This window comes from Streptomyces sp. NPDC047108 (assembly GCF_040643575.1).
Taxonomy (GTDB): domain Bacteria; phylum Actinomycetota; class Actinomycetes; order Streptomycetales; family Streptomycetaceae; genus Streptomyces.
Window position 1 is genome coordinate 551,135 of the sequence record NZ_JBEYUP010000003.1, and the last position, 21,879, is coordinate 573,013.

The 21,879-nt window shown below is 72.1% G+C and carries 17 protein-coding genes and 1 pseudogene; 13 read left to right on the top strand and 5 right to left on the bottom strand.

From position 1 onward, the window contains the following. Window positions 1-20: 20 nt before the first annotated feature. From ABZ822_RS10580 to ABZ822_RS10590, 3 genes are read right to left on the bottom strand one after another with little or no spacing between them, the layout of a single operon-like run. The gene (locus ABZ822_RS10580) at window positions 21-998 is read right to left on the bottom strand and encodes a serine/threonine-protein kinase (RefSeq protein ID WP_360850490.1); all 978 of its coding nucleotides are present in this window, start codon (window positions 996-998) and stop codon (window positions 21-23) included. 53 nt (window positions 999-1,051) lie between these two features. Then, window positions 1,052-1,897, bottom strand: a complete 846-nt coding sequence (locus ABZ822_RS10585; protein WP_360850068.1) for a hypothetical protein — start codon at window positions 1,895-1,897, stop codon at window positions 1,052-1,054. 60 nt (window positions 1,898-1,957) lie between these two features. Beyond that, window positions 1,958-4,351 carry an ATP-binding cassette domain-containing protein gene (locus tag ABZ822_RS10590; protein WP_360850071.1) on the bottom strand — a complete coding sequence of 798 codons (2,394 nt, stop codon included), beginning with the start codon at window positions 4,349-4,351 and terminating at the stop codon, window positions 1,958-1,960. A gap of 112 nt (window positions 4,352-4,463) precedes the next feature. Here ABZ822_RS10590 and ABZ822_RS10595 point away from each other — a divergent pair, with 112 nt between their 5' ends. After that, window positions 4,464-4,895 carry a gamma-glutamylcyclotransferase family protein gene (locus tag ABZ822_RS10595; RefSeq protein WP_360850493.1) on the top strand — a complete coding sequence of 144 codons (432 nt, stop codon included), beginning with the start codon at window positions 4,464-4,466 and terminating at the stop codon, window positions 4,893-4,895. 204 nt (window positions 4,896-5,099) lie between these two features. Here the strand turns inward: ABZ822_RS10595 and ABZ822_RS10600 are convergent, their stop codons facing one another. Together ABZ822_RS10600 and ABZ822_RS10605 are read right to left on the bottom strand one after the other, a co-directional pair. Continuing rightward, window positions 5,100-7,607, bottom strand: coding sequence for a molybdopterin-dependent oxidoreductase (locus ABZ822_RS10600; protein ID WP_360850075.1), 2,508 nt, complete (start codon window positions 7,605-7,607; stop codon window positions 5,100-5,102). 174 nt (window positions 7,608-7,781) lie between these two features. Next, the gene (locus tag ABZ822_RS10605; RefSeq protein ID WP_360850496.1) at window positions 7,782-8,387 is read right to left on the bottom strand and encodes an ElyC/SanA/YdcF family protein; all 606 of its coding nucleotides are present in this window, start codon (window positions 8,385-8,387) and stop codon (window positions 7,782-7,784) included. Between the two features lie 487 nt (window positions 8,388-8,874). On the opposite strand from ABZ822_RS10605, the gene ABZ822_RS10610 reads away from it, so the two are divergent. The 12 genes and pseudogenes from ABZ822_RS10610 (at window position 8,875) to ABZ822_RS10665 (ending at window position 21,837) form a co-directional block, all read left to right on the top strand. After that, window positions 8,875-9,795 carry a sirohydrochlorin chelatase gene (locus tag ABZ822_RS10610; RefSeq protein WP_360850078.1) on the top strand — a complete coding sequence of 307 codons (921 nt, stop codon included), beginning with the start codon at window positions 8,875-8,877 and terminating at the stop codon, window positions 9,793-9,795. Window positions 9,796-9,925: 130 nt separating this feature from the next. Beyond that, entirely contained in the window at window positions 9,926-11,290 is a 1,365-nt protein-coding gene (locus ABZ822_RS10615; RefSeq protein WP_360850081.1) for a deoxyguanosinetriphosphate triphosphohydrolase, read from the top strand. A 402-nt stretch (window positions 11,291-11,692) separates the two neighbouring features. Further along, entirely contained in the window at window positions 11,693-12,967 is a 1,275-nt protein-coding gene (locus ABZ822_RS10620; protein ID WP_360850084.1) for an FAD-dependent oxidoreductase, read from the top strand. 11 nt (window positions 12,968-12,978) lie between these two features. Then, on the top strand, window positions 12,979-13,962 hold the full coding sequence (locus ABZ822_RS10625) for a pyridoxal-phosphate dependent enzyme (protein WP_360850087.1): 984 nt from the start codon (window positions 12,979-12,981) through the stop codon (window positions 13,960-13,962). Between the two features lie 151 nt (window positions 13,963-14,113). Then, complete coding sequence (gene dnaG, locus ABZ822_RS10630; RefSeq protein WP_360850090.1) at window positions 14,114-16,042, top strand: DNA primase; 1,929 nt, start codon at window positions 14,114-14,116, stop codon at window positions 16,040-16,042. Window positions 16,043-16,294: 252 nt separating this feature from the next. After that, window positions 16,295-17,467, top strand: coding sequence for a hypothetical protein (locus ABZ822_RS10635; protein ID WP_360850093.1), 1,173 nt, complete (start codon window positions 16,295-16,297; stop codon window positions 17,465-17,467). A gap of 99 nt (window positions 17,468-17,566) precedes the next feature. Then, a pseudogene (locus ABZ822_RS10640) lies at window positions 17,567-17,710 on the top strand (IS5/IS1182 family transposase); the annotation flags it as partial. Window positions 17,711-18,095: 385 nt separating this feature from the next. Continuing rightward, window positions 18,096-19,409: a sigma-70 family RNA polymerase sigma factor gene (locus tag ABZ822_RS10645; protein ID WP_360850096.1), complete on the top strand. Its 1,314-nt coding sequence runs from the start codon at window positions 18,096-18,098 to the stop codon at window positions 19,407-19,409. A 238-nt stretch (window positions 19,410-19,647) separates the two neighbouring features. After that, entirely contained in the window at window positions 19,648-20,328 is a 681-nt protein-coding gene (locus ABZ822_RS10650) for a hypothetical protein (RefSeq protein ID WP_360850499.1), read from the top strand. 2 nt (window positions 20,329-20,330) lie between these two features. Then, window positions 20,331-20,750, top strand: a complete 420-nt coding sequence (locus tag ABZ822_RS10655) for an SgcJ/EcaC family oxidoreductase (protein ID WP_360850099.1) — start codon at window positions 20,331-20,333, stop codon at window positions 20,748-20,750. 35 nt (window positions 20,751-20,785) lie between these two features. Next, the gene (locus tag ABZ822_RS10660; protein WP_360850102.1) at window positions 20,786-21,181 is read left to right on the top strand and encodes a VOC family protein; all 396 of its coding nucleotides are present in this window, start codon (window positions 20,786-20,788) and stop codon (window positions 21,179-21,181) included. Window positions 21,182-21,327: 146 nt separating this feature from the next. Continuing rightward, window positions 21,328-21,837 carry a MarR family transcriptional regulator gene (locus tag ABZ822_RS10665; RefSeq protein ID WP_360850105.1) on the top strand — a complete coding sequence of 170 codons (510 nt, stop codon included), beginning with the start codon at window positions 21,328-21,330 and terminating at the stop codon, window positions 21,835-21,837. Window positions 21,838-21,879: the final 42 nt, after the last annotated feature.

A 21,879-nucleotide genomic window follows, 5' to 3' on the forward strand; every position in this document is an offset into this window, starting at 1 on the left:
CTGGGCAGCACGGGACGGGACTACGGGCCGGGGGCGCCGAACACCGGGGACGCCCAGGCCGGAGGCGGTGGCGGCGGCGGTGACGGTTCCGGCCACCCGGGGGCGGCCGTGTCGACCCGGGTCGGTGTGCGCCGCGCGGCGGGCTCGCTCTCCTCCGGCCGCACGGTCCGGCCCGCCGCCCGCAGCTCGGAGATGAACTCCCGGCAGGTGTCGAAGCGTTCACCGGGCGCCTTGGCCAGCGCCCTCGCCATCACCTCGTCCGCGGCGGGCGGGAGTTCGGGCCGCTCCTCGGACAGCACGGGCGGCGCGTCGTACCGGTGCGCCCACAGCAGGGCCATGTCGTCGTCCCGGCGGAACGGGGGAACGCCGGTGAGCGACTCGAAGACCACGCAGGCCAGGCTGTAGATGTCGCACCGGCCGTCGACCGGGCGGCCGGAGATCTGCTCCGGTGCCACGTAGTCGAGCGTCCCCACGAACTGGCCGACCGAGGTGAAGCCGGTCAGCGACAGCGACTTCTTCGTCAGCCCGAAGTCGGTCAGATAGACGTACTCGGGGCGGTCGGAGTCGGTGCCCTCCGCCACCAGGATGTTCCCCGGCTTCACGTCGCGGTGCACCAACTCGTGGGCGTGGGCGGCATCCAGGGCCGAGGCGACCTGGATGGCGATCCGGCAGGCGGCCTCGATGGACAACGGCCCGTCCCGGTCGAGCAGCGCCCGCAGGTCCTTCCCCTCGACGTACCGCATCGCGATCCAGAGCACTCCCTCGGTCTCGCCCGCCTCGAAGACCGGCACGATGTGCGGATGGTCGAGGGAGGCGGCCACCCGCGACTCATGGGCGAAGCGCTGCCGGAAGGTGTCGTTGCGGGCGAGTTCGGGGGCGAGGAGCTTGACCGCGACCGTACGCCCGAGCCGCAGGTCCTTCGCGCGGTAGACGACGGCCATGCCGCCGCGGCCGATCTCGTGCTCCAGCAGGTACTCGGCGATCCGGCGGCCGGTCAGCCCGGAGGTGTCGGGCGCGGTGTCGTGGCCCGGGGGACGGGCGTCCGGACCGGTCACGGCCCATCACCGGACCGGGTCGGCGGGTGCGTGCCGTCCCCAGGCGGCCCCACTCGGTCGTCGCCGTCGCCGTCGCCGTCGCCGTCGCCGTCGCCGTCGCCGTCGCCGTCGCCGCCGTCGCCGTCGTGGCTGTGGTGGCTGTGGTGGCTGTCGTGGTCGTCACTGGCGTCCGGCCGCTCCACCACCTCTGTGGGCGGGGGCGGTCGGGGCTCCGCCCCTCCGTCGGCGGGCGGCGCGGCCGGACCGGGCGGGATGCTCTCCGACGCGGCGGAAGGGGCCGCGGACGGCGAAGGATCGTCCGCGCCCGGCGGTGTCGGGGTGCTCGACGGCGTATGGCTCGCGGCGTACGTCGACAGGGCGCCGCCGTCCGAGTAGCACCACCGCTCGTGCTGCGCGTCGTACAGCCAGACCGCGTCGCCGTCCACGACGACGCCCACCCGCAGCCCCTGCGTCCGCTGCCGGAAGGTCTCCCCGTCGGCGCCGGCGGCCAGGTCCTCCGCGGCCTGCCGGTACTGCCGCACCTCGCGCTCCAGGCGGTCCAGGAGCGGCCGCGGGTCGGCCGTGCGGGCGAGGGGCCGACCGGCGGCGGGCGGGCTCTGCGGGATGGACACGAGCAGCCGTCCGTCCACCCACGCCGCCCAGCCGTTGGAGCACAGCACATGGGCCCAGTCCCCGCGGCGGTCGACGAGCTGGACGGGCAGGAGCGGGTCCAGCGGCACCGAGGGGCGTGCCATGTCCGGCGCCGACCAGGTGGCCATGCCGTCCCGGGGCACGACGTGACTGGGGCGGAAACCGGGCTCGGCACCGGGCCCGGCCACCGGCGGATCATTGGGATCGGTCATCCGGTTCACCTCCCGCCGGCCGTGCCGCCGTCGTAGCTGCCGTACCCGTACCCGTACCGGCTACTTCCGCATGATGACGGGCTCATGTCTGCGCAGCAGCCGGGAGACGAGGTATCCGAACACCAGGGACAGCACGACCAGCATCCCCATGTCGAGCAGCCAGGCCGAGGCCGTGTGGTCCATGAGGGGGTCGGCGGTCACCTTCTGGCCCCGCATGATCCGCTCCAGGTCGACCGTGCCCGCCATGGCGGCCAGCCCCCACCGGGCCGGAACGAGCCAGGAGAGCTGCTCCAGTCCCGTGACGCCGTCGAGTTTGATCAGCGCGCCGCAGAAGACCACCTGCACGATCGCGAGGAGGACCAGCAGCGGCATGGTGACCTCCTCCTTCCGTACCAGCGCGGAGACCACCAGACCGAGCATCATGGCCGTGAACCCCAGGAGCGCGACGGCAAGGGTGATCTCGATCAGCGGCGGCATGAACACCCCTTCGCCGCCAGGTGCGTTGAGGTCCACACCGGTCAGCGCGACCATCGTCAGCACGACGGCCTGGACGATCGTGATGAGCCCCAGAACCACCACCTTGGACATCAGATACGCGGAGCGGGACAGGCCGACGGCCCGTTCCCGGCGGTAGATCGTTCTCTCTTTGACCAGCTCGCGCACGGCGTTGGCGGCGCCCGTCAGCACCGCGCCCAGACACAGGATGAGCAGCGCGTTCATCGCTTCCTGGCTGGTCAGTTCCGATCCGGCGAGGGCGTGCGCCATCGCGCCCATGATGAACGGCAGAACGATCATGACGGCCAGGAAGGTCCGGTCGGCGGCGAGCGCGGCCGCGTACCGGCGGATCAGCGTACGGAGCTGCGAGCCCCAGCTCTGCGCCTTCGGCGGCGGAACGGCCGCGGGCTCGGCGTGCGGAACCGGATCGGGCTGGCGCGTCGCCCCCGCGATGTACTTCCGGTGCAGGTGCGAGGCGCCGTACTCGCCCGCCCAGTCCCGGTCCCTGTCCGTCTCGAACGCCTCGAAGGCCTCGGGCCATTGCTCGAAGCCGAAGAACGCGAGGGCGTCCTCGGGCGGCCCGTAGTACGCGATCCTGCCGCCCGGCGCGAGGACCAGCAGCCGGTCGCACACGTCCAGGCTCAGCACGCTGTGCGTGACCACGATGACCGTACGGCCGTCGTCGGCGAGACCGCGCAGCATGTGCATCACCGAGCGGTCCATGCCCGGGTCGAGGCCGGACGTCGGCTCGTCCAGGAACAGCAGTGACGGCTTCGTCAGCAACTCCAGCGCCACGCTCACGCGCTTGCGCTGCCCGCCGGACAGGCTGTGGATGGGCTGCTTCACCCGCTGGTCCAGGCCGAGTTCATGGATCACCTCGTCGACCCGCGCCTGCCGCTCGGCCTTCGCGGTGTCGTCGGGGAAGCGGAGCTGGGCGGCGTAGCCGAGGGCCCGGCGCACGGTGAGCTGGGCGTGCAGGATGTCGTCCTGCGGCACCAGCCCGATGCGCTGCCGCAGCTCCGCGTAGTCCCGGTACAGGTCGCGGCCGTCGTAGAGCACCGAGCCGGTGTCGGCGGGGCGCAGTCCGGTCAGTGCGTTGAGCAGCGTCGACTTGCCCGCCCCGCTGGGGCCGACGACGGCGAGCAGGCACTTCTCGCTCACCGGGAACGACACGTGGTCCAGCAGCGTCTTGCGCCCCCGGTCGACCGACACGGCCAGATCCTGGACGTCGAGCGAGATCTCACCGGTGTCGACGTACTCCTGCAGTTCGTCCCCGACGAGGGAGAACGCGGAGTGGCCGATGCCGACGATGGCGCCCTGCTCGACGCGGGCACGCCGCACCGGCTGGCCGTCGAGGTACGTGCCGTTGTGGCTGCCGAGATCGACGATCTCGTACGCCCCGGGCGCGCCCGGGGCGAGGGGCGGCGCGCCGCCGTCGGGCACCGGCAGGGCTCGCAGCTCCGCGTGGTGGCGCGAGACGACCAGGTCGTCGATGACCAGGTCGTTGTCGGCGGCCCTGCCGATGCGGATCGTCCGGGACGGCAGCGGGCGGACGGCCGAGGGGCGGCGGAAGGTGCTGGTGGCGCCGGGGTGGGCGACGGCCGAGGGGCGCTGGACCTCGGTCGGTGCGGCCGGCGGGGTGCGGGGCTTGAGGACCGCGCAAGGGCCGTCGGCGGGGTTGCCGAAGCGGATGACGCTGCCGGGACCGACGCCGGACCGGTCGACGCGGCGTCCGTCGGCGTACGTACCGTTGGTACTGCCCTCGTCCTCGAGGGTCCAGTGGTCCTCGAGGGGCCGCAACACCGCGTGATGCCAGGAGACCCTGGTGTCGCTGAACACGATGTCGCTCGCCGGATCACGCCCCACGTGGTAGGACCGGCTGGGACTCATGACATGGGAGTCACCGTCGGCTTCGAGGACCAGTTCGGGCGCTGAGGGTGCGACCGGTCGCTGTCCCATGCCATGAATTTTACGGCGGGGGCCGGTGCCCCGCCTGGTCGCGAGCGGGGCGCGCGCGCCGTGCCCGGCCGGGCCGCGGGTGAGGAACGCGAGAGGGGAGTTGGCGGTGACGGTGGAGCGGTTGCGGCTGCCTGTCTTCGTCTACGGGACACTGCGCCCGGGCCGGGAGAACCACGACCTGTACCTGCGCGGACGCACGGTGGAGGAGCGGCCCGCACGGCTGCGCGGGGCAGTGATGTACGAGGGGCCGGGGTGGCCGTACGCGGTGGCCGGCCCCGGTGGCGAGATCCTCGGCGAGCTGATCACCCCCGCCGCCGAGCACTACGACGCGTTGCTCGCCGCCCTGGACGTGCTGGAGGACTACGCGCCCGGGGACCCCGCCAACCTCTACGAGCGCGTCGCGCGCGAGGTGATCCTCCTGGACGACGGGGAAGGCGGGGGCCGTGGCGTGGACGCGTGGGTGTATCTGGCCGCGGAACCGGTGGCCCGGCAGCTGCGCGCCTCGGGCACGGTGGTGCCGGGCGGCGACTGGGTGACCTGCTGAGGGTGCCGCTGGGACACCGCTGAGCGCCGGGTGCGCTGCTGAGCGGCTGGGTTTCTGCTGAGCGGCGGGTTTCTGCCGATGGGCTGAGGGACTTGCCGAGCGGCTCGGTGTGGCCGCTGATCGGCTGGATGCGCTGCGGACGCGGAGTTGTCTGCCGAGGTGCCCGCGGCGTCTCCGCGGGGCCGAGGCGCCGAGGCGCGGCCGCTATCGCGCCGCGACGGGCCGCGGCGCGGGGGCGGGCTGCTGCGGTGGCCGGCCCGGCCACCCGGCCGTGGGGTGCGCTGCGGCCGACGACCGGGCGTCCGGCTGCGCTTCCGTCGGCTCGGCGGCGGCCGGGACCGGCTCGACGCGGACCGCGCAGACCTTGAACTCCGGCATGCGCGAAGTCGGGTCCAGCGCGGGGTTGGTGAGGGTGTTGGCGCGCCCGGGACCGGGCCAGTGGAAGGGCATGAAGACGGTGTCGGGGCGGATGGCGCGGGTGATCCGCGCCGGGGCGACGGCCCGTCCGCGCCGGGAGATCACCGCCACTGCGTCGCCCTCGTCCACGCCGACGCGGGCGGCGAGTTCGGGGTGCAGTTCCACGAACGGGCCGGGCGCGGCCGCGTTGAGTTCGTCGACCCGCCGGGTCTGCGCGCCCGACTGGTACTGCGAGACGACCCGGCCGGTGGTCAGCAGCACCGGATAGTCCTCGTCGGCCTCCTCGGCGGACGCACGGTGGGTGACGGGGACGAACCGCGCCCTGCCGTCCTCGGTCGCGAACCGGTCGAGGAAGAGACGCGGCGTGCCCGGGTGACGCTTTGTCCGGGGGACGCCGGAAGGTTCGGGGCGGAGGCCGGGGACGGAGCGCCCGGCGGGGGGCTCGGCGCCGTAGTCGTCGGCCGGGTCGTCCGGGAGCGGAGCGCCGTCCGGGAGCGCGGCGTCGTGCGTCCGTACGGCGTCGGCGGACGGTACGGCTGCGTCGCGCCCCTCGGAGGCGTCGGGGGCGTCGGGGGCGTCGGAGGTGTCCGCGGGCGCGGGTGCGGTGGCGTCCTGGCCGTCGCTCTCGGGGCCGGGGTCGTTCGCCGGGCAGGGCCAGAACACCCCGTCCTCGTCGGCGATCCGACGGTACGTGATGCCGGAGTAGTCGGCCGGGCCGCCCGCGGAGGCACGGCGCAGTTCGGTGAAGACCTCCTCCGGGTCCGTGGGGAACCCCTTCTCCCAACCCAGGCGGGCGGCAAGGCCGTTCAGCACCTGGAGGTCCGTCCGTATGCCCGGTGGAGGCGTGACGGCCTGACGGCGCAGCAGCACCCTGCCTTCGAGGTTCGTCGTGGTCCCCGTCTCCTCGGCCCACTGCGTCACCGGCAGGACGACATCGGCGAGCCGGGCCGTCTCGGACAGCACGACGTCGGCGACGGCGAGGAAGTCCAGCGAGCGGATACGTTCCTCGACGTGGGCGGCGCGCGGGGCGGACACCACCGGGTTGGACCCCATGAGCAGCAGCGCCTTCACGTCCCCGCCGAGCGCGTCCAGCAGCTCGTAGGCGCTGCGGCCGGGGCCGGGGAGTGCCGCGGGATCAACTCCCCACACCTCGGCCACATGGGCCCGCGCGGCCGGATCCGTCAGCTTGCGGTACCCGGGCAACTGGTCGGCCTTCTGGCCGTGTTCACGGCCGCCCTGCCCGTTGCCCTGTCCGGTGAGGCAGCCGTAACCGGACAGCGGGCGCCCGGCGCGGCCGGTCGCCAGGCACAGATTGATCCAAGCGCCGACGGTGTCCGTGCCCTTCGACTGCTGCTCGGGTCCCCGTGCGGTGAGCACCATCGAGGAGGGCGCGTCGCAGAACAGGGCCACCGCCGCGCGCAGGTCCGGCAGCGGCACCCCCGTGATGCGCTCCACCAACTCGGGCCAGTGGGCCATGGCCGCGGCGCGCGCTTCGGGCCAGCCGGTCGTCCGGGCCGCGACGAACTCCTCGTCCACCCTGCCTTCGGCGACCACCAGATGCAGCAGGCCCAGGGCGAGGGCGAGGTCCGTTCCGGGGCGGGGCGCGAGATGCAGATCGGCCTGCTCGGCCGTCCGCGTGCGCCGCGGATCGATGACGACGAGCTTGCCGCCGTTCTCCTTCAGTTCGGTGAGGTAGCGGAGGGCGGGCGGCATCGTCTCGGCGAGGTTGGAGCCGACGAGGACGACGCAGCCGCTGCGGGGGATGTCGGCCATCGGGAAGGGCAGCCCGCGGTCCAGGCCGAACGCCCTCTGGTGGGCGGCCGCGGCCGAGGACATGCAGAAGCGGCCGTTGTAGTCGATCTGCGAGGTGCTGAGCACGACCCGTGCGAACTTCCCCAGTGCGTACGCCTTTTCGTTGGTCAGCCCTCCGCCGCCGAAGACGCCCACCGCGTCGGGCCCGTACGCAGCTCGCGTACGGATCAGACCTTCGGCGATCCGGTCCAGTGCCTCCTCCCAGCCCGCGGGCTCCAGTTCTCCCGTGGCGCCGCGGCGCACCAGCGGTTCGGTCAGACGCACCCGCGAGGAGAGAACGGCGGGGGCGGTGCGTCCCTTTCCGCACAGCGCGCCGCGGTTGACGGGGAACGCGGTGCGCTCCACCACCTCCACGCCGCCCGGCGCGCCGTCCGCCTCCGGCCGCAGGCCCATGCCGCACTGCAGCGCGCAGTACGGACAGTGCGTGTCGACGGGGGCGGCGGTGCGGGCCCCGGGGGCTGCGGGTGTGGTGGCGCTCGGCATACACCCCAGCGTGCGTCGCAGGTGTTACGGGACGCGCCCCTCCGCGTTACGCCCACCGCACCACGACCTCAGCGCCCGCCCCGTGGCACGGTGAGGTGCCGGCCGGCGTCGCTGATCCGACCCTTGCTGATCCGGCCGTCGCTGATCCGGGATTTCGCTCGGGTTCCGGGCGGATCAGCTCCCCAGCGCCTGCGTGACGCCCCTCTCCTGCGGGCCGAGGAAGTGCGGATCGGGCCGAACGGTCGCGTCGAGCGCCGCCTTCCCCGCGGCCGCGAGTTCGCGCACTCCGCCGTACCACCAGGTCACGTCGCGCCGCTCGGTCACGCTGACGCCGTAGGCGTCGAGGCCCGCCGCCTCGCACAGCGCCAGCGCCCGGCGTATGTGGAAGCCCTGGCTGATCAGCAGCGCCCGGTCGACGCCGAAGATCCGCTTCGCCCGCGCGCATGAGTCCCAGGTGTCGAACCCGGCGTAGTCGCTGACGATCCTTCCGCCCGGAACGCCGCGCGCGGTGAGGTAGCCGCGCATGGCGTCCGGCTCGTCGTAGTCGGTGGTGCTGTTGTCGCCGGTCACCAGGACGACGCGGATCCGCCCCGCCCGGTACAGCTCGGCGGCGGCGTCCAGCCGGTGCGCGAGGTACGGGGACGGCCGCCCCTCCCGCAGCCCAGCCCCGAAGACGATGCCCACCGGTGCCGCGGGCGCGTCCGCCACCACCCGCACGCGCTCCGACGCCGTCGCGTGCATCCACGTCGCCGGCAGAAGGGCCAGGACGCAGCCCAGCATCACCGCCTGCACCGCGCGCCGTCTGCCCCGCTGTGTCCGCGGCAGACGCAGCCACCGACGCAGAGGCAACGGCACACGCGGCCGCAAGCGCGGGCGCAGTCGCCGCTCGGCCGCATTCCGCAGGCGCCGCGTCAGCCGCGGCAGCCGGATCCCCTCCATGACGTCCCCCTGATCGTCCGTTCCCCCTTCTTGGACGATCGGGCACGCCCGCAAGTTCTCCGAACGGACGGCCGGTTCACGAGAACACCCGGACGAGTGACGCCGACGAGTGCCCTGACGAACGACGGCGACGTGCGACAGCGGCGAGCCCCCTGACGAACGACGTGACGAACGACGTCGCTCAACGACGTCGCCGAACGACAGCGATGTGGACGGCGATGAACGGCGAGGCGACATCTCCGCCGTGTTTCCCGCCCCGTGAGGCCGCCGACATCAGGTGTCACGCCGCCGCAACCGCCAGGCAATACCCGCTCGCCAGACTCTCCCCATGACGGCGTCGACACCTCCCCCCGGCCCGGTCCCGCCTGACACCACAGCCCACCTCGACAGCACGGCGCAGCTCATGAACCAGATCACCGCCCAGCTCAGCAGCCGCCTCCGGACGGTCGGCATGCGCAGTCTCCGCCGCCCGCACGGGGACCGCAGGAACACCCGGCCGCCGACGCTCGTCGCCGTCGCGCACGGCAGTCGTGACCCGAGGGCGCGCGACACCGTCCTCACGCTCCTCGACCTCGTCCGCGCCCTGCGTCCCGGTCTGCCCGTCCGGCTCGGCCACATCGAGATCGACGAACCGCTCCTGTCCGCGACGCTCGCCGGTCTGCGCGGAGACGCGGTGCTCGTCCCCCTGCTGTTCGGCCGCGGCCATCACGTGAAGCACGACCTGCCGCAGGCCGCCGCCGAGGCGCCGCACCTGCGCCTGAGCACCGCCCTGCCGCTGGGCCCGCACCCGCTGCTGGCCGAAGCCCTGCACTCCCGGCTCGCCGAAGCGGGATGGCGGCTCCCCGGCCGCCCCGGCGGACCCGCCCGCAGCGGCGTGGTCCTGGCCGCAGCGGGATCCCGCGACCCCGACTCCGCCGCGGACACCGCACGGACGGCCGGACTGCTCGGCGCCCGGCTCGGCGGGGTGCCCGTCCTCCCGGCCTATGCGTCGGCCGCGGGGCCCAGCGTGCCGGAAGCGGTGGCGGCCCTGCGCGCCTCCGGTCGCGACCGCATCGCCGTCGCCTCGTACTTCACCGCGCCCGGACGGTTCTCCGCACAGTGCGCGGGCCTGGCCCCCGGGGTCGCCGCGGAGCCGCTCGGCGCGCACCCGGCCCTCGCCCGGCTCGTGCTGCACCGCTACGACGAGGCGGTCGCCGCGTCGGCAGACCTCTCCGGCCTCACCGGAGAGCCCCACCTGGCCTCCGCATGATCCGACCTGACGCGTGCGGAACAGGCCGGATCGGCCGGCGCAAGCCGGAACAGAGCCGAGCAGCCCCCGGCCTCCCGCCCCGCCGGGGCCGCCCGTCCCGCCCGGCGGCCCGTCCGGTTACGGTCCCTGTATGGCAGGCAGAAGCGGGACCGATCCCTCCACCCCGTACGGCGATCCCTCCACCCCGTACGGTGACCCCTCCGAGGACACCGCGCGGGACTCATGGGCGTACGGCGAGGGCGACACCGAGCGCTGGGCGCCCGAGCCGGACAAGCGCCCCGGCCGTACCGCCTTCCAGCGCGACCGGGCCCGCGTCCTGCACTCCGCCGCGCTGCGCCGGCTCGCGGGGAAGACGCAGGTGGTCGCCCCGGGCCAGCAGTCCATCGGCTGGGACGCCAGCCCCCGCACCCGGCTGACCCACTCCCTCGAGTGCGCCCAGGTCGGCCGCGAACTCGGTGCGGCGCTCGGCTGTGATCCCGACCTCGTGGAGACCGCCTGTCTGGCGCACGACCTCGGCCACCCGCCGTTCGGACACAACGGGGAGCAGGTCCTCAACGAATTCGCCAAGGACTGCGGCGGATTCGAGGGGAACGCCCAGTCCCTGCGCCTCCTCGGGCGCCTGGAACCCAAGCGCTTCGTCCAGCGGGACGGCAGCGGCGAACCGGTCAGCGTCGGCCTCAACCTGACCCGTGCCGCCCTCGACGCCGCGACCAAGTACCCCTGGCCGCGCGGAGGGCACCCGACCGACCCGGCCTCCCCGAAGTTCGGGGTCTACGAGGACGACCTGCCCCTGTTCACCTGGCTGAGGGAGGGCGCTCCGGACCACCGTCAGTGCTTCGAGGCGCAGGTGATGGACTGGTCCGACGACGTGGCCTACTCCGTCCACGACATCGAGGACGGCCTGCACGCCGGCCATCTCGACCCCGACCTGCTGCTCGCCGAGCCCGAGCGCCGCGAGATCGTCGCCTGCGCCACCGCGCGTTACGCCCCGCCCGGCACCGAGCCGGACGAGCTGGCCGAGGCCCTGGACCGGTTGACCGACCAGGAGTGGTGGCCGCACGGCTACGACGGTTCGGCCGTCGCCCAGGCCCGCCTCAAGGACGCCACGAGTCAGCTCATCGGCCGGTTCTGTCTCGCGGCGGAGGGCGCGACGCGTCATGCGTACGGCAGCGGCCGGCTCACCCGGTACGCCGCGGAACTCGTCGTCCCCCGGGACACCCGGCTGGAGTGCGCCGTGCTCAAGGCGGTCGCCGATCTGTACGTGATGCAGCGCGCCGAACAGGAGCGGATGCGCGCCGAGCAGCGGATCATTCTGGCCGAGTTGGCCGAGGCGCTCAGTGCCCGCGCGCCCGACGGCCTCGACCCGCAGTACCGCGCGCTGCACACGGCCGCGCCGGACGACCGGGAGCGGCAGCGGGTGATCGTGGACCAGATCGCCGCGCTCACCGACGCCTCGGCCCGCGGCCTCCACGCGCGCATGACGAGCGGGGGATGAGGCCGGATCCCCGGACCCGGACCGCTCGGACCCCCAGCCCGTACGGACCGCGCGACGCCGTACTGCCGACGGCCGCCGTACGCACCCGCTCGTCACCGTCCTTACGCCGGGCTCACTCCCCACAGCGCAATCTGGTGCCTTCGGGGCACGACGGGAAAACGCGACGGGAGAGGTGAAAGGGAAACGCGAGCAGCGGAACGGGGCGCGACACGACGGCCGGGAGGACCGCGACACGCGGCCGAAACAGCACCCTGGAGATCGTCCGGCTCAGCGCCCGAGGCAACGTCCGCAGGGGCGGAGTCCCTCTTCCCGCGGCACGCCCCGTGCGGGAGGCTCGCTTGAGGCGAGCGGAGCGGGGGACCATGGACACAGGCTCAAGGCCCGGTAGCGAGGAGGCATCAAGTGGTCGACGCCAATCAGACGTTCGTCATCGTCGGAGGGGGGCTGGCGGGAGCGAAAGCCGCCGAGACCCTGCGCGCGGAGGGGTTCACGGGACGCGTCATCCTCATCTGCGACGAGCGCGACCACCCCTATGAGCGGCCGCCGCTGTCCAAGGGCTACCTCACCGGCTCCGACGAGCGCGACAGCGTCTTCGTCCACGAGCCCGCCTGGTACGCCCAGGCCGAGATCGAGCTCCACCTCGGCCAGCCCGCCGTCCACCTCGACCGCGGCACCAAGGCCGTGACCCTCGGCGACGGCACCCGCATCCACTACGACAAGCTGCTGCTCGCCACCGGCGCCGAGCCCCGCCGCCTGGACATCCCCGGCACCGACCTGGCCGGTGTCCACCATCTGCGCCGCCTCGCCCACGCCGACCGGCTGCGCGGCGTCCTCGCCTCCCTCGGCAGGGACAACGGTCATCTGGTCATCGCGGGCGGAGGATGGATCGGCCTCGAAGTGGCCGCGGCCGCCCGGGGTTACGGCGCCGAGGTCACCATCGTCGAACCCGAACCGACGCCCCTGCACAGGGTGCTGGGCCCGGAGCTGGGCTCGCTCTTCACGGATCTGCACCGCGAGCACGGTGTCCGTTTCCACTTCGGTGCCCGGCTCACCGAGATCACCGGGCAGGACGGCATGGTGCTCGCGGCCCGTACCGACGACGGGGAGGAGCACCCGGCCCACAGCGTGCTCGCCGCGATCGGCGCAGCCCCCCGCACCGGCCTCGCCGACTCCGCGGGCCTCGCCCTCGCCGACCGGGCGCACGGCGGCGGTGTCCTCGTCGACACCTCGCTGCGCACCTCCGACCCCGACATCTACGCCGCCGGTGACGTCGCCGCCGCCGAGCACCCGCTCTTCGGCACCCGGATCCGCGTCGAGCACTGGGCCAACGCCCTCAACGGCGGCCCGGCGGCGGCCCGCGCGATGCTCGGGCGCGAGATGACGTACGACAGGGTCCCGTACTTCTTCTCCGACCAGTACGACGTCGGACTGGAGTACTCGGGGTGGGCTCCGCCCGGCTCCTACGACCAGGTGCTGCTGCGCGGCGACGCCACCAAGCGCGAGTTCATCGCCTTCTGGCTGAGCGAGGGGCGCGTCCTGGCCGGCATGAACGTCAACGTCTGGGACGTCACCGAGCCCATCCAGCTCCTCATCCGTTCGGGGCAGCGCGTCGACCCGGAGGGCCTCGCCGACCCCACCGTCCCCCTGGGCGCGCTCGTCCGGGAGCAGGGCGCGTGACGGGACAGCCGATGACACCTGGCATCACCGGCGCCGCACCCGTCGTCACGCCCGACGACGTACGGGACGCCGCCGAGCGGATCAAGGGGGTGGCGCACCGCACGCCGGTGCTCCGCTCCCGGACCCTGGACGGGCTGATCGGCGCCGAGACGTATCTCAAGTGCGAGAACTTCCAGCGCATCGGCGCGTTCAAGTTCCGCGGGGCCTACAACGCCGTCTCCCGGTTGTCGCCCGAGCAGTTGAGCCGGGGCGTCGCCGCGTACTCCTCGGGCAACCACGCCCAGGCCGTGGCGCTGGCCGCCCGGGAGGCCGGGAGCAGCGCCGTCATCGTCATGCCCGAGGACACGCCCGAGTCCAAGTTGGCGGCGACCGCCGGCTACGGGGCCGAGATCGTCCGCTACGACCGCTACACCGGCGACCGTCACGCCATCGCTCAGGAGCTGGCGGCGGAGCGCGGTCTCGCGCTCATCCCGCCGTACGAGCATCCGCACGTGATGGCCGGGCAGGGCACGGCGGGGCTGGAGTTGCTGGAGGAGGCCGGGGAACTCGACGCCCTCCTGGTGCCGGTCGGCGGTGGCGGGCTGATGGCCGGGTGCGCCACGGTAGCGACCGCGCTCCGTCCCGGCATCCGCATGATCGGGGTGGAGCCGGAGGCGGGGGACGACACCAAGCGGTCCTTGGAGTCCGGCCACCGTGTGAGCGTGCCCGTGCCGCGCACCATCGCCGACGGGCAGGCGATCGACACGCCGGGGGAGTTGACGTTCTCGGTCAACCGCCGCCTGGTGGACGACGTGGTGCTCGTGAGCGACGAGGAGATCAAGGCGGCGATGAGGCTGGCCTTCGAGCGGCTGAAGATCGTCGTCGAGCCGAGCGGCGCGACGGGCCTGGCCGCGCTGCTGGCGGGCAAGGTGTCGCCGCTGCCGTCCCGGGTGGGTGTGGTGATCTCCGGCGGCAACATCGGGCTGCCGCGGTTCCTGGAGCTGATGAACGGCTGACGGGGCGCGCGGTGCGGCGGACGCGCCGCGCGCCGTCTGCCGCACTCAGGGCCCTGTGCGCAGTGTCCGGCCCTTGATCACGGAGCGCCGCCGCCCGCGTCACGGACCACTGCGGCCGGGGTTGTCCGACCCCGGCCGTAGAATTCCCCGTGTGGCAGGCAGGATCATCGATGACGACGTGAAGGCGGTCAGGGACGCGGTCCCGATCGACGCCGTCGTGTCCGAGTACCTCCAGCTGCGGAACGCGGGAGGCGGCAACCTCAAGGGGATCTGCCCCTTTCACGATGAGAAGTCCCCCTCGTTCCATGTCAGTCCGAGCAAGGGGCTCTACCACTGCTTCGGCTGCCAGGAGGGCGGCGACACCCTCGACTTCGTGATGAAGGTCGATCATCTCTCCTTCTCCGAAGCCGTCGAACGGCTCGCCGCCCAGGCCGGGATCACCTTGCGCTACGAGGAGGGCGGGTACACCCCCGGCCGCCAGCAGGGCGAGCGGATCCGCCTCATCGAGGCCCACAAGATCGCGGCCCAGTTCTACATCGACCAACTCGGCAGCCCCGAGGCCGAGATCGGGCGGAAGTTCCTCGCCGGGCGCGGCTTCGACCAGGCCGCCGCCCAGCACTTCTCCGTCGGCTACTCCCCGGCCGGCTGGGACCACCTCGTGCGCTTCCTGCGCGGGCGGGGTTTCACGGACAAGGAGATGATCCTCTCCGGTCTGGCCCAGGACGGCCGCCGCGGTCCCATCGACCGCTTCCGCGGCCGCCTGATGTGGCCCATCCGTGACATCACCGGAGAGGTCGTCGGCTTCGGTGCGCGCAAGCTGCGCGAGGACGACAACGGCCCCAAGTACCTGAACACCCCCGAGACCCCGCTCTACCGCAAGTCCCATGTGCTGTACGGGATCGACCTCGCCAAGAAGGACATCGCGAAGACCAGCCGGGCGGTCGTCGTCGAGGGCTACACCGACGTCATGGCCTGCCATCTCGCGGGAGTCACGGGCGCCATCGCCACCTGCGGCACCTCCTTCGGCGGCGACCACGTCAAGATCCTCCGTCGGCTGCTGATGGACAACGCGAGCGCTGAGGTCGTGTTCACCTTCGACGGCGACGCGGCCGGGCAGAAGGCCGCGCTCCGCGCCTTCGAGGACGACCAGAAGTTCGCCGCCGAGACCTCCATCGCCATCACGCCCGGCGGCATGGACCCCTGCGAACTCCGCCTCGCCGAGGGCGACGACGCGGTGAAGGCCCTGGTCGAGTCCCGTACCCCGCTGTTCGCCTTCGCGCTGCGGTCGATCGTCCAGCGCTACAACCTGGACACCGAGGAAGGCCGGATCGCGGCGGTCGACGCGGCGGTCCCCGTCGTCGCCGCGATCAAGAACACCGGACTCCGCGACCGGTACGCGATCCGCCTCGTCGGCATGGTCGGCATCACCAGCCAGGCCGAGGAGCAGTCCATCATCCGGCGCGTCCGCGCCCTCTCCCGCAGCAGGGACAGCCACGGAGGCGACGGCCCGGCCCAGGGGCGTACGGGCCGTGGCGCCCCGGGCCCGCGGCAGTCCGGCGCCCCGGCGGCGGGATCCGGCCCCCAGCCCCCGCGCGGTCCCGCCCTCAACCTCCGCAGCCCGGCCCACCGGGTGGAGCGCGAGCTGCTCAAACTCGCCCTCCAGCGGCCGGACTTGGTCTCACCGGCCTTCGACGCGTACGGCGCCGACGAGTTCACGGCCCCGCCCTACGCGGTCGTCCGCACGGCGATCGAGACCGCCGGGGGAGCGGCTGCGGCCGACGGGGAGTACCTCGCCCGGGTCCGGGACGCCGCTCCCGACGACACGCTGCGCTCCCTGGTCACCGAGCTGGCCGTCGAGCCCCTGCACACCCGGCGCGACCCCGACGACCTGTACGCGGGCATGCAGCTGGTGGCGGTCCGGCTCGCCGCCGTCAACCGCAGGGTGACGGACATCCATGCCCAGCTCCGCCGCCTGGAGAGCGGCCCGGAGACCTCCGCCATGGTCGCCGTGCAGAACGAGCTGAAGGTCCTCCAGGACTACGGCCGGTCGCTGAAGGACCGGGGCGCGGCGGCGCTCTAGTGATCTGAGTCAGAGACTCGCCGCGCACCGAAGGTCACCGAAGGAGCTGGCGGCTGCGCGGCCGGCCTGGCTGGAGTCATAAGATGATCGAGCAGCTCAGAGGCCGCTGACTCGCGGTGCCGGCTCTCCATCTGGTCGCCTTGATCCGCGTCGGAGCCCACTTCGACCGCGGCAAACTGATCGAACGCCCGAGCGGGAGGCAGCGTGACCACCCGAGGACAGGACGGTCCAGACCGGGGATCGACTCGTGCCGTGACCGAAAACGTCGCGGAGCGTTACGTTCGGTTGGGCTTGCGGCTTGGCCGCCACGACGACGGCGTGGTCGACGCGTACTTCGGTCCTCCGGAGCTCAAAGCCGCCATCGATGCCGAGCCGCTGTCCGCGCCGCGGGAGCTCGTGTCCTCCGCGCAGGCGCTCCTTGAGGTCCTCGATGAGTGCTGGCTGCGCGACCAGGTCATGGCGCTGCGTACGTATGCCGGCGTGCTCGCCGGCGAGGCCCGAGGCTACGCGGACGAGGTGGAGGGTTGCTACGGCGTGCGTCCACGGCACACCGATGAAACGCACTTCATCGACGCGCACGTACAGCTGGCAGAACTGCTGCCTGGCACGGGGACCCTTGCAGAGCGCTACGAACGATGGCAGCAGTCGATCATGGTACCGCCCGAACGGATCGAGACCCTGTTCGCCGATGTCATCGCCGAAGCGCGCGCGTGGACGAGCGATCTGATCGAGCTGCCCGACGGCGAGGGCATCGACCTGGAGGTTGTGCACGACAAGCCGTGGCTGGGCTTCCTCGAATACGCCGGCGACCTGCGCGGCACCGTCTACATCAACGTCGACATGCCGAAGTCGGTGATGGAACTGCTGCACCTGGCATTGCACGAGACATACCCGGGGCACCAGGCCGAGCGGGTCGCCAAGGAGCACCTGCTGGTCGACCGTGGCGCGCTGCTGGAGGAGTCGATCGTGATGGTGGCGTCCCCGCAGTCGCTCATCACCGAGGGTATCGCCGAGGTCGCGCCGCACCTCGTACTCAACAGCGAAGCCGGTCCAGCGTTTGCGCGAGTCGTCCACGACGCGGGGATTCCGTTCGACCTTGAACACGCGATCGCCGTCGAGGCGGCGTTTCAGCCATGCCGCTGGGCCGAGGTCAACGGGGCGCTCATGCTGCACGAGATGGGTGCACATGAGGCAGAGGTGCACGCGTACCTGCAACGGTGGGGCCTGATGACGCCAAAGCTCGCCGACCACCTGATCCGCTTCTACAAGGATCCGGCATCGCGAACCTACATCGTGGCGTATCCGACAGGGCTGGCGCTGTGTAGCGCGTACGTAGCGGGAGACCGCGAGCGGTTCCGGCAGCTGCTGACGTCGCAGATCCGCATCCAAGATCTGAGACCGTCAACTGGGGCTCCGGAGAACTAGGGTCCGTCTTCAAACGATCACCGGATGGTGGATCATGGTGGGGTGATACGCCGTCATGAACTCACCGACCAGGAGTGGTAGATACTCGCTCCGCTGATCTACCGCCGGCGCAACATCCTCGAGCGCTGCTTCAACCGCCTCGAGGGCTTCCGCGGCATCGCCACCAGATACGAGAAGACCGCCACCTCATACGAAGCAGCGGTCACACTCGCGTCGTTGCTGCTCTGGGCAAGATCCGTTTGAAGACGGACCCTAGTGCCGCGTCAGCCAAGGTTCGCCCGGTAGCGAGGCGTCCTGGTGCGTGCGATCGCGAGGCGGCCGGAAGCCCTCGTAGTGGGCCTGCTCGGTTTTCGGCCAAAACGGCGTGGGGGCACCTCCCAGCAGTAGCTGGGTGAGCGTGCCAGGGCGGCGAGCGGAGCGAACGTTGACTGACGCGCACTAGCTGTGCGGCTGACGGCGTTGGTCACCGGCGTCCGCCCACGACGTCGGTCACCGGCACCTTCACGTCATCACCCCGCAAACCAGGGCGAGTTGCTGTAATCGACCGGACGCGCGGGGTCACAATCCGCTGAGAAAGTGGGCGCAGCCCTCTCGTGGCAGGCGCGTGTCGTACCCCACACTGGGGGCGGTGCCTGAGTCATCGGAGCGCGGCGGGCCCGGACGGTCGGAACCGGAGCCCCCTGCCGATCCGCTTCAGACGGACGGGACGGACCGCGGCCCGGCCGCAACCGTTCCTCAGCCGCATGGCCCTGATCCGGCAGCGCTCACCCTGGAGGTCGCGCCCGTGCAGACCCGGACCCTGAACGGCGAGGCCACCCTGATGCCGCCGCAGGAGATCGCCCCGCACCATCCGGAAGCGGAGGGCGGCCCCCTGCCGGGCAGTGACCTCGTACAGGGTGGTGACCCCGTACCCGGTGACCTCGTACCGCGCGACCCGGCGCCCGAGGCGGGCGAGGTCGCCGAGATGGCGGCGGGGATCCTCGCCGAGGAGACCGGCCCGCCGGCGCCGCTGCGCGTGGTCGAGTCCGGCGGACCCTCGTCCGACCTGTTCCGCCAGTATCTGCGTGAGATCGGCCGGATCCCGCTGCTCTCGGCGGCCGAGGAGGTCGAGCTGGCCCGCCGGGTGGAGGCGGGCCTCTTCGCCGAGGAGAAGCTGAGCACCACCCCCGACCTCGACTCCCAGCTCGCGGTCGACCTCGACAAGCTCGTCGTCCTCGGCCGGATGGCCAAGCGCCGCCTCATCGAGGCCAATCTCCGCCTCGTCGTCTCCGTCGCCAAGCGCTACGTCGGCCGCGGTCTGACCATGCTCGACCTCGTCCAGGAGGGCAATCTCGGCCTGATCAGGGCCGTTGAGAAGTTCGACTACGCCCGCGGCTTCAAGTTCTCGACGTATGCCACCTGGTGGATCCGCCAGGCCATGTCCCGCGCGCTCGCCGACCAGGCCCGTACGATCCGTGTGCCCGTCCATGTCGTCGAGCTGATCAACCGGGTCGTCCGCGTCCAGCGCCGCATGCTGCAGGAGCGCGGCTACGAACCGACGCCGGACGAGGTCGCCGCCCATCTCGACCTCACCGAGGAGCGGGTCAGCGAGGTGCTGCGGCTCGCCCAGGAGCCGGTCTCGCTGCACGCCCCCGTGGGTGAGGAGGACGATGTCGCGCTCGGCGATCTCATCGAGGACGGCGACGCCACCTCACCTGTGGAGTCGGCCGCGTTCCTGCTGCTGCGCGAGCACTTGGAGGCGGTGCTCTCCACGCTCGGCGAGCGGGAGCGCAAGGTCGTCCAGCTGCGGTACGGGCTGGCCGACGGCCGGCCGCGGACGCTCGAGGAGATCGGCCGGATCTTCGGTGTGACCCGGGAACGGATACGGCAGATCGAGTCGAAGACCCTCAACAAGCTCCGTGAGCACGCCTTCGCGGAACAACTCCGCGGCTATTTGGACTGACCGGGCCTTTTCGGGTCGACCGGGCCTTGTCCGCGTTCGATAAGCGGACGGATCATTGAGTCGGCCGGTGAGCTGACATAAACTCAACTCACCGCATTCACCGGTCATTTGTTCCTTGCACATGACCTTTCCTGGGCATGGTCGGAGATCCCGGCCCTGCCCATTTCAGGGAGACAAGTCTGTCATGCCCTTGACAAAACCCCCCACCTTATCCCTGTCCACCCCACCCACCGTGCTGATGGACGACCGCGCGCTCGATCTCTTCCTCGGAGCCGCCGTCACGCAGTACGACCGCCTCACCCCCGACGCCCCGCTCCCGTGTTTCGCACTCCTCCTCGGCCGCACCGGGCCCGGCACGGTGCACATCGAGGACATCGCGTTCGGGCGCAACGCGCGGACGCGCGACCCGGCCGCCCGGCGCGAGTTCACCGAAGCGATCCTCCCCCGCTTCGGCCCCGCCTACGAGAACGAGACGCGGGGCTGGTGGTTCGACTCCCGCGATCTGCTGGCGATCTCGCGTCAGGCCGACGACGACGGGCTGGAACTCCTGGGCTCGATCCATATGCACCCCGACTGGCACCGGATCGGTCCGCCGCAGGAACGGGGCGCCGTTCTCAGTGAGCGCCCGACGCCCATGGACGAATACCTCTTCAGCGGCACGGCCTGGCCGGTGAACCTCATCTGTTATCTGGAGCGCCGGAACGGAGTGCTCTACCACGCACTCGGCGCCTGGGCTCCTCTTCCCGAGCACGATCGGAACAGCCGGAACAGCCGGAACAGCCGGAACAGCCGGAACAGCCGGAACAGCCGGAACAGCCGGAACACCCCGAACGGCCCGGAGCCCTCCTGCCCCCAACTGCCGTTGCTGGTGGGCGCGGGCGGCCCCCGGATTCCCTGCGGCACGGAAGCGACGGTGTGACCATGACGACGACCATCACGGCGGACGACGAGAAGCGCATCCACGGTCTGTGGGAGGAGATGGCCCGGTCCTGGGGCGCCGGTGACGCCGCGTCCTTCGCGGCGAACTTCTCGGAGACCTGCGACTTCACCACCGTACGGGGCGAGAAGTCGCCGGGCCGCGACGCCATCGCGGCCGGACACGACCGGCTGTTCCGTACGGCGTACCGGGGCACGACGCTCGACGCGCGGGTCACCGGCATCCGCCCCCTGCGCCCCGGTCTCGCCGCGGTGAACGCCACGTCGTCGATCGTGGGCACGGACGGGGCCCCGCTCGTCTCCACCCATGCCCTCGCCGTCGTCGAACGGGCCGAGGACACCGGCGCTTGGCAGATCACCGCGTTCCACAACATGGTCCCCGTCGCCCCGTCCGGCGACCGGTGAGCCCCGACCACCCCCCACCCCAGGAGCCCTCCAGCATGACTGCCACCTCCAGGCCCAAGCTGCGCCATCTGGCCATCGTCGTCCGCGATCCGGAGCGCCTGGCCGCCTTCTACGGCGAGGTCTTCGCGATGGAGCTCTTCCACCGCGACCCGGACGGAAGCTGTTTCCTCAGCGACGGATATCTCTCCCTGGCCCTCATCAAGCACCAGTTGGACGGCGAGACGCCCGTGGGGATGAACCACTTCGGCTTCCACGTCGACGACACCGAGGCCATTTCCGCCGCACTCGTCGAGCGGGGTGCGGACAAGCCCGCGGAACGCTTCACCGACCGGCCGTTCGCGGAGTACCGCGCGATGGACCCGGAGGGGAACTGGTTCGACCTCTCCGAGCACGGCTTCGGCGGCCCCAAGCCGCCGGAAGGCGACGCGTAGCACCGTGACACCGCCGGAGGCCGGGTCGTTCGAGGGCCCGGCCTCCGTTCGTTCGGGACGCGACCCAGCGGCCTTCGTGCGGGAGGAGCGTGCGCGCACATCGCTACGTTACGTGTGCGCACACGCAACCCGTAGAATCTTCTTCCATGACGAGAGGGAAGCTCACCCAAGCGGAGATGCCCCCGGCCGACCACGCCTTCTACGGCCTGGTGTGGGCCGGGACCGTCCTGACCGAGCGCGTCGACCGGGCGCTCAACAAGGCCCACGGTCTCCCGGTCTCCTGGTTCGAGGTGATGCTGTGGCTGGCCTCCCAGAAGGACCCGGTCCCGGCGTCCGTCCTGGGCAACAGCACCATGCTCAGCCGCAGCCAGGTCTCGCGCGTCCTGGACGCGCTCCAGGAGCGCGGGCTGGTCGTCCGCACCCCCTCCGACCGGGACGCGCGCTCCATCGAGGTCGCCCTCACCACCGAGGGACGTGAACTCTTCGAGCAGGCCGACGCCACCCGCCGCTCCTGCCTCGCCCCCGTCTTCACCGAAGTCCTCGACGAAGGTGACCTGGAGGCCCTTCGCACCGTCTGGCGCAAGCTGAAGGAGCACAAGGCCGAGCTGACGCCCCCTCCCGGGGCGGGCCGCGGCGCCCGTACCCGCGCGGAATGACGGAGCGCGGGCGCCCGGCAGGCGCCCGCTCCTCCAACTTCC

Excerpts from the sequence above, each read along its gene's own strand:
- ABZ822_RS10650 (WP_360850499.1), top strand. The coding sequence starts at position 19,648 with ATGGACGACCGCGCGCTCGATCTCTTCCTCGGAGCCGCCGTCACGCAG.
- ABZ822_RS10585 (WP_360850068.1), bottom strand. The coding sequence starts at position 1,897 with ATGACCGATCCCAATGATCCGCCGGTGGCCGGGCCCGGTGCCGAGCCC.
- ABZ822_RS10665 (WP_360850105.1), top strand. The coding sequence starts at position 21,328 with ATGACGAGAGGGAAGCTCACCCAAGCGGAGATGCCCCCGGCCGACCAC.
- ABZ822_RS10655 (WP_360850099.1), top strand. The coding sequence starts at position 20,331 with ATGACGACGACCATCACGGCGGACGACGAGAAGCGCATCCACGGTCTG.
- ABZ822_RS10625 (WP_360850087.1), top strand. The coding sequence starts at position 12,979 with ATGACACCTGGCATCACCGGCGCCGCACCCGTCGTCACGCCCGACGAC.
- ABZ822_RS10600 (WP_360850075.1), bottom strand. The coding sequence starts at position 7,607 with ATGCCGAGCGCCACCACACCCGCAGCCCCCGGGGCCCGCACCGCCGCC.
- ABZ822_RS10605 (WP_360850496.1), bottom strand. The coding sequence starts at position 8,387 with ATGCTGGGCTGCGTCCTGGCCCTTCTGCCGGCGACGTGGATGCACGCG.
- ABZ822_RS10590 (WP_360850071.1), bottom strand. The coding sequence starts at position 4,351 with ATGGGACAGCGACCGGTCGCACCCTCAGCGCCCGAACTGGTCCTCGAA.
- ABZ822_RS10615 (WP_360850081.1), top strand. The coding sequence starts at position 9,926 with ATGGCAGGCAGAAGCGGGACCGATCCCTCCACCCCGTACGGCGATCCC.
- ABZ822_RS10610 (WP_360850078.1), top strand. The coding sequence starts at position 8,875 with ATGACGGCGTCGACACCTCCCCCCGGCCCGGTCCCGCCTGACACCACA.
- ABZ822_RS10660 (WP_360850102.1), top strand. The coding sequence starts at position 20,786 with ATGACTGCCACCTCCAGGCCCAAGCTGCGCCATCTGGCCATCGTCGTC.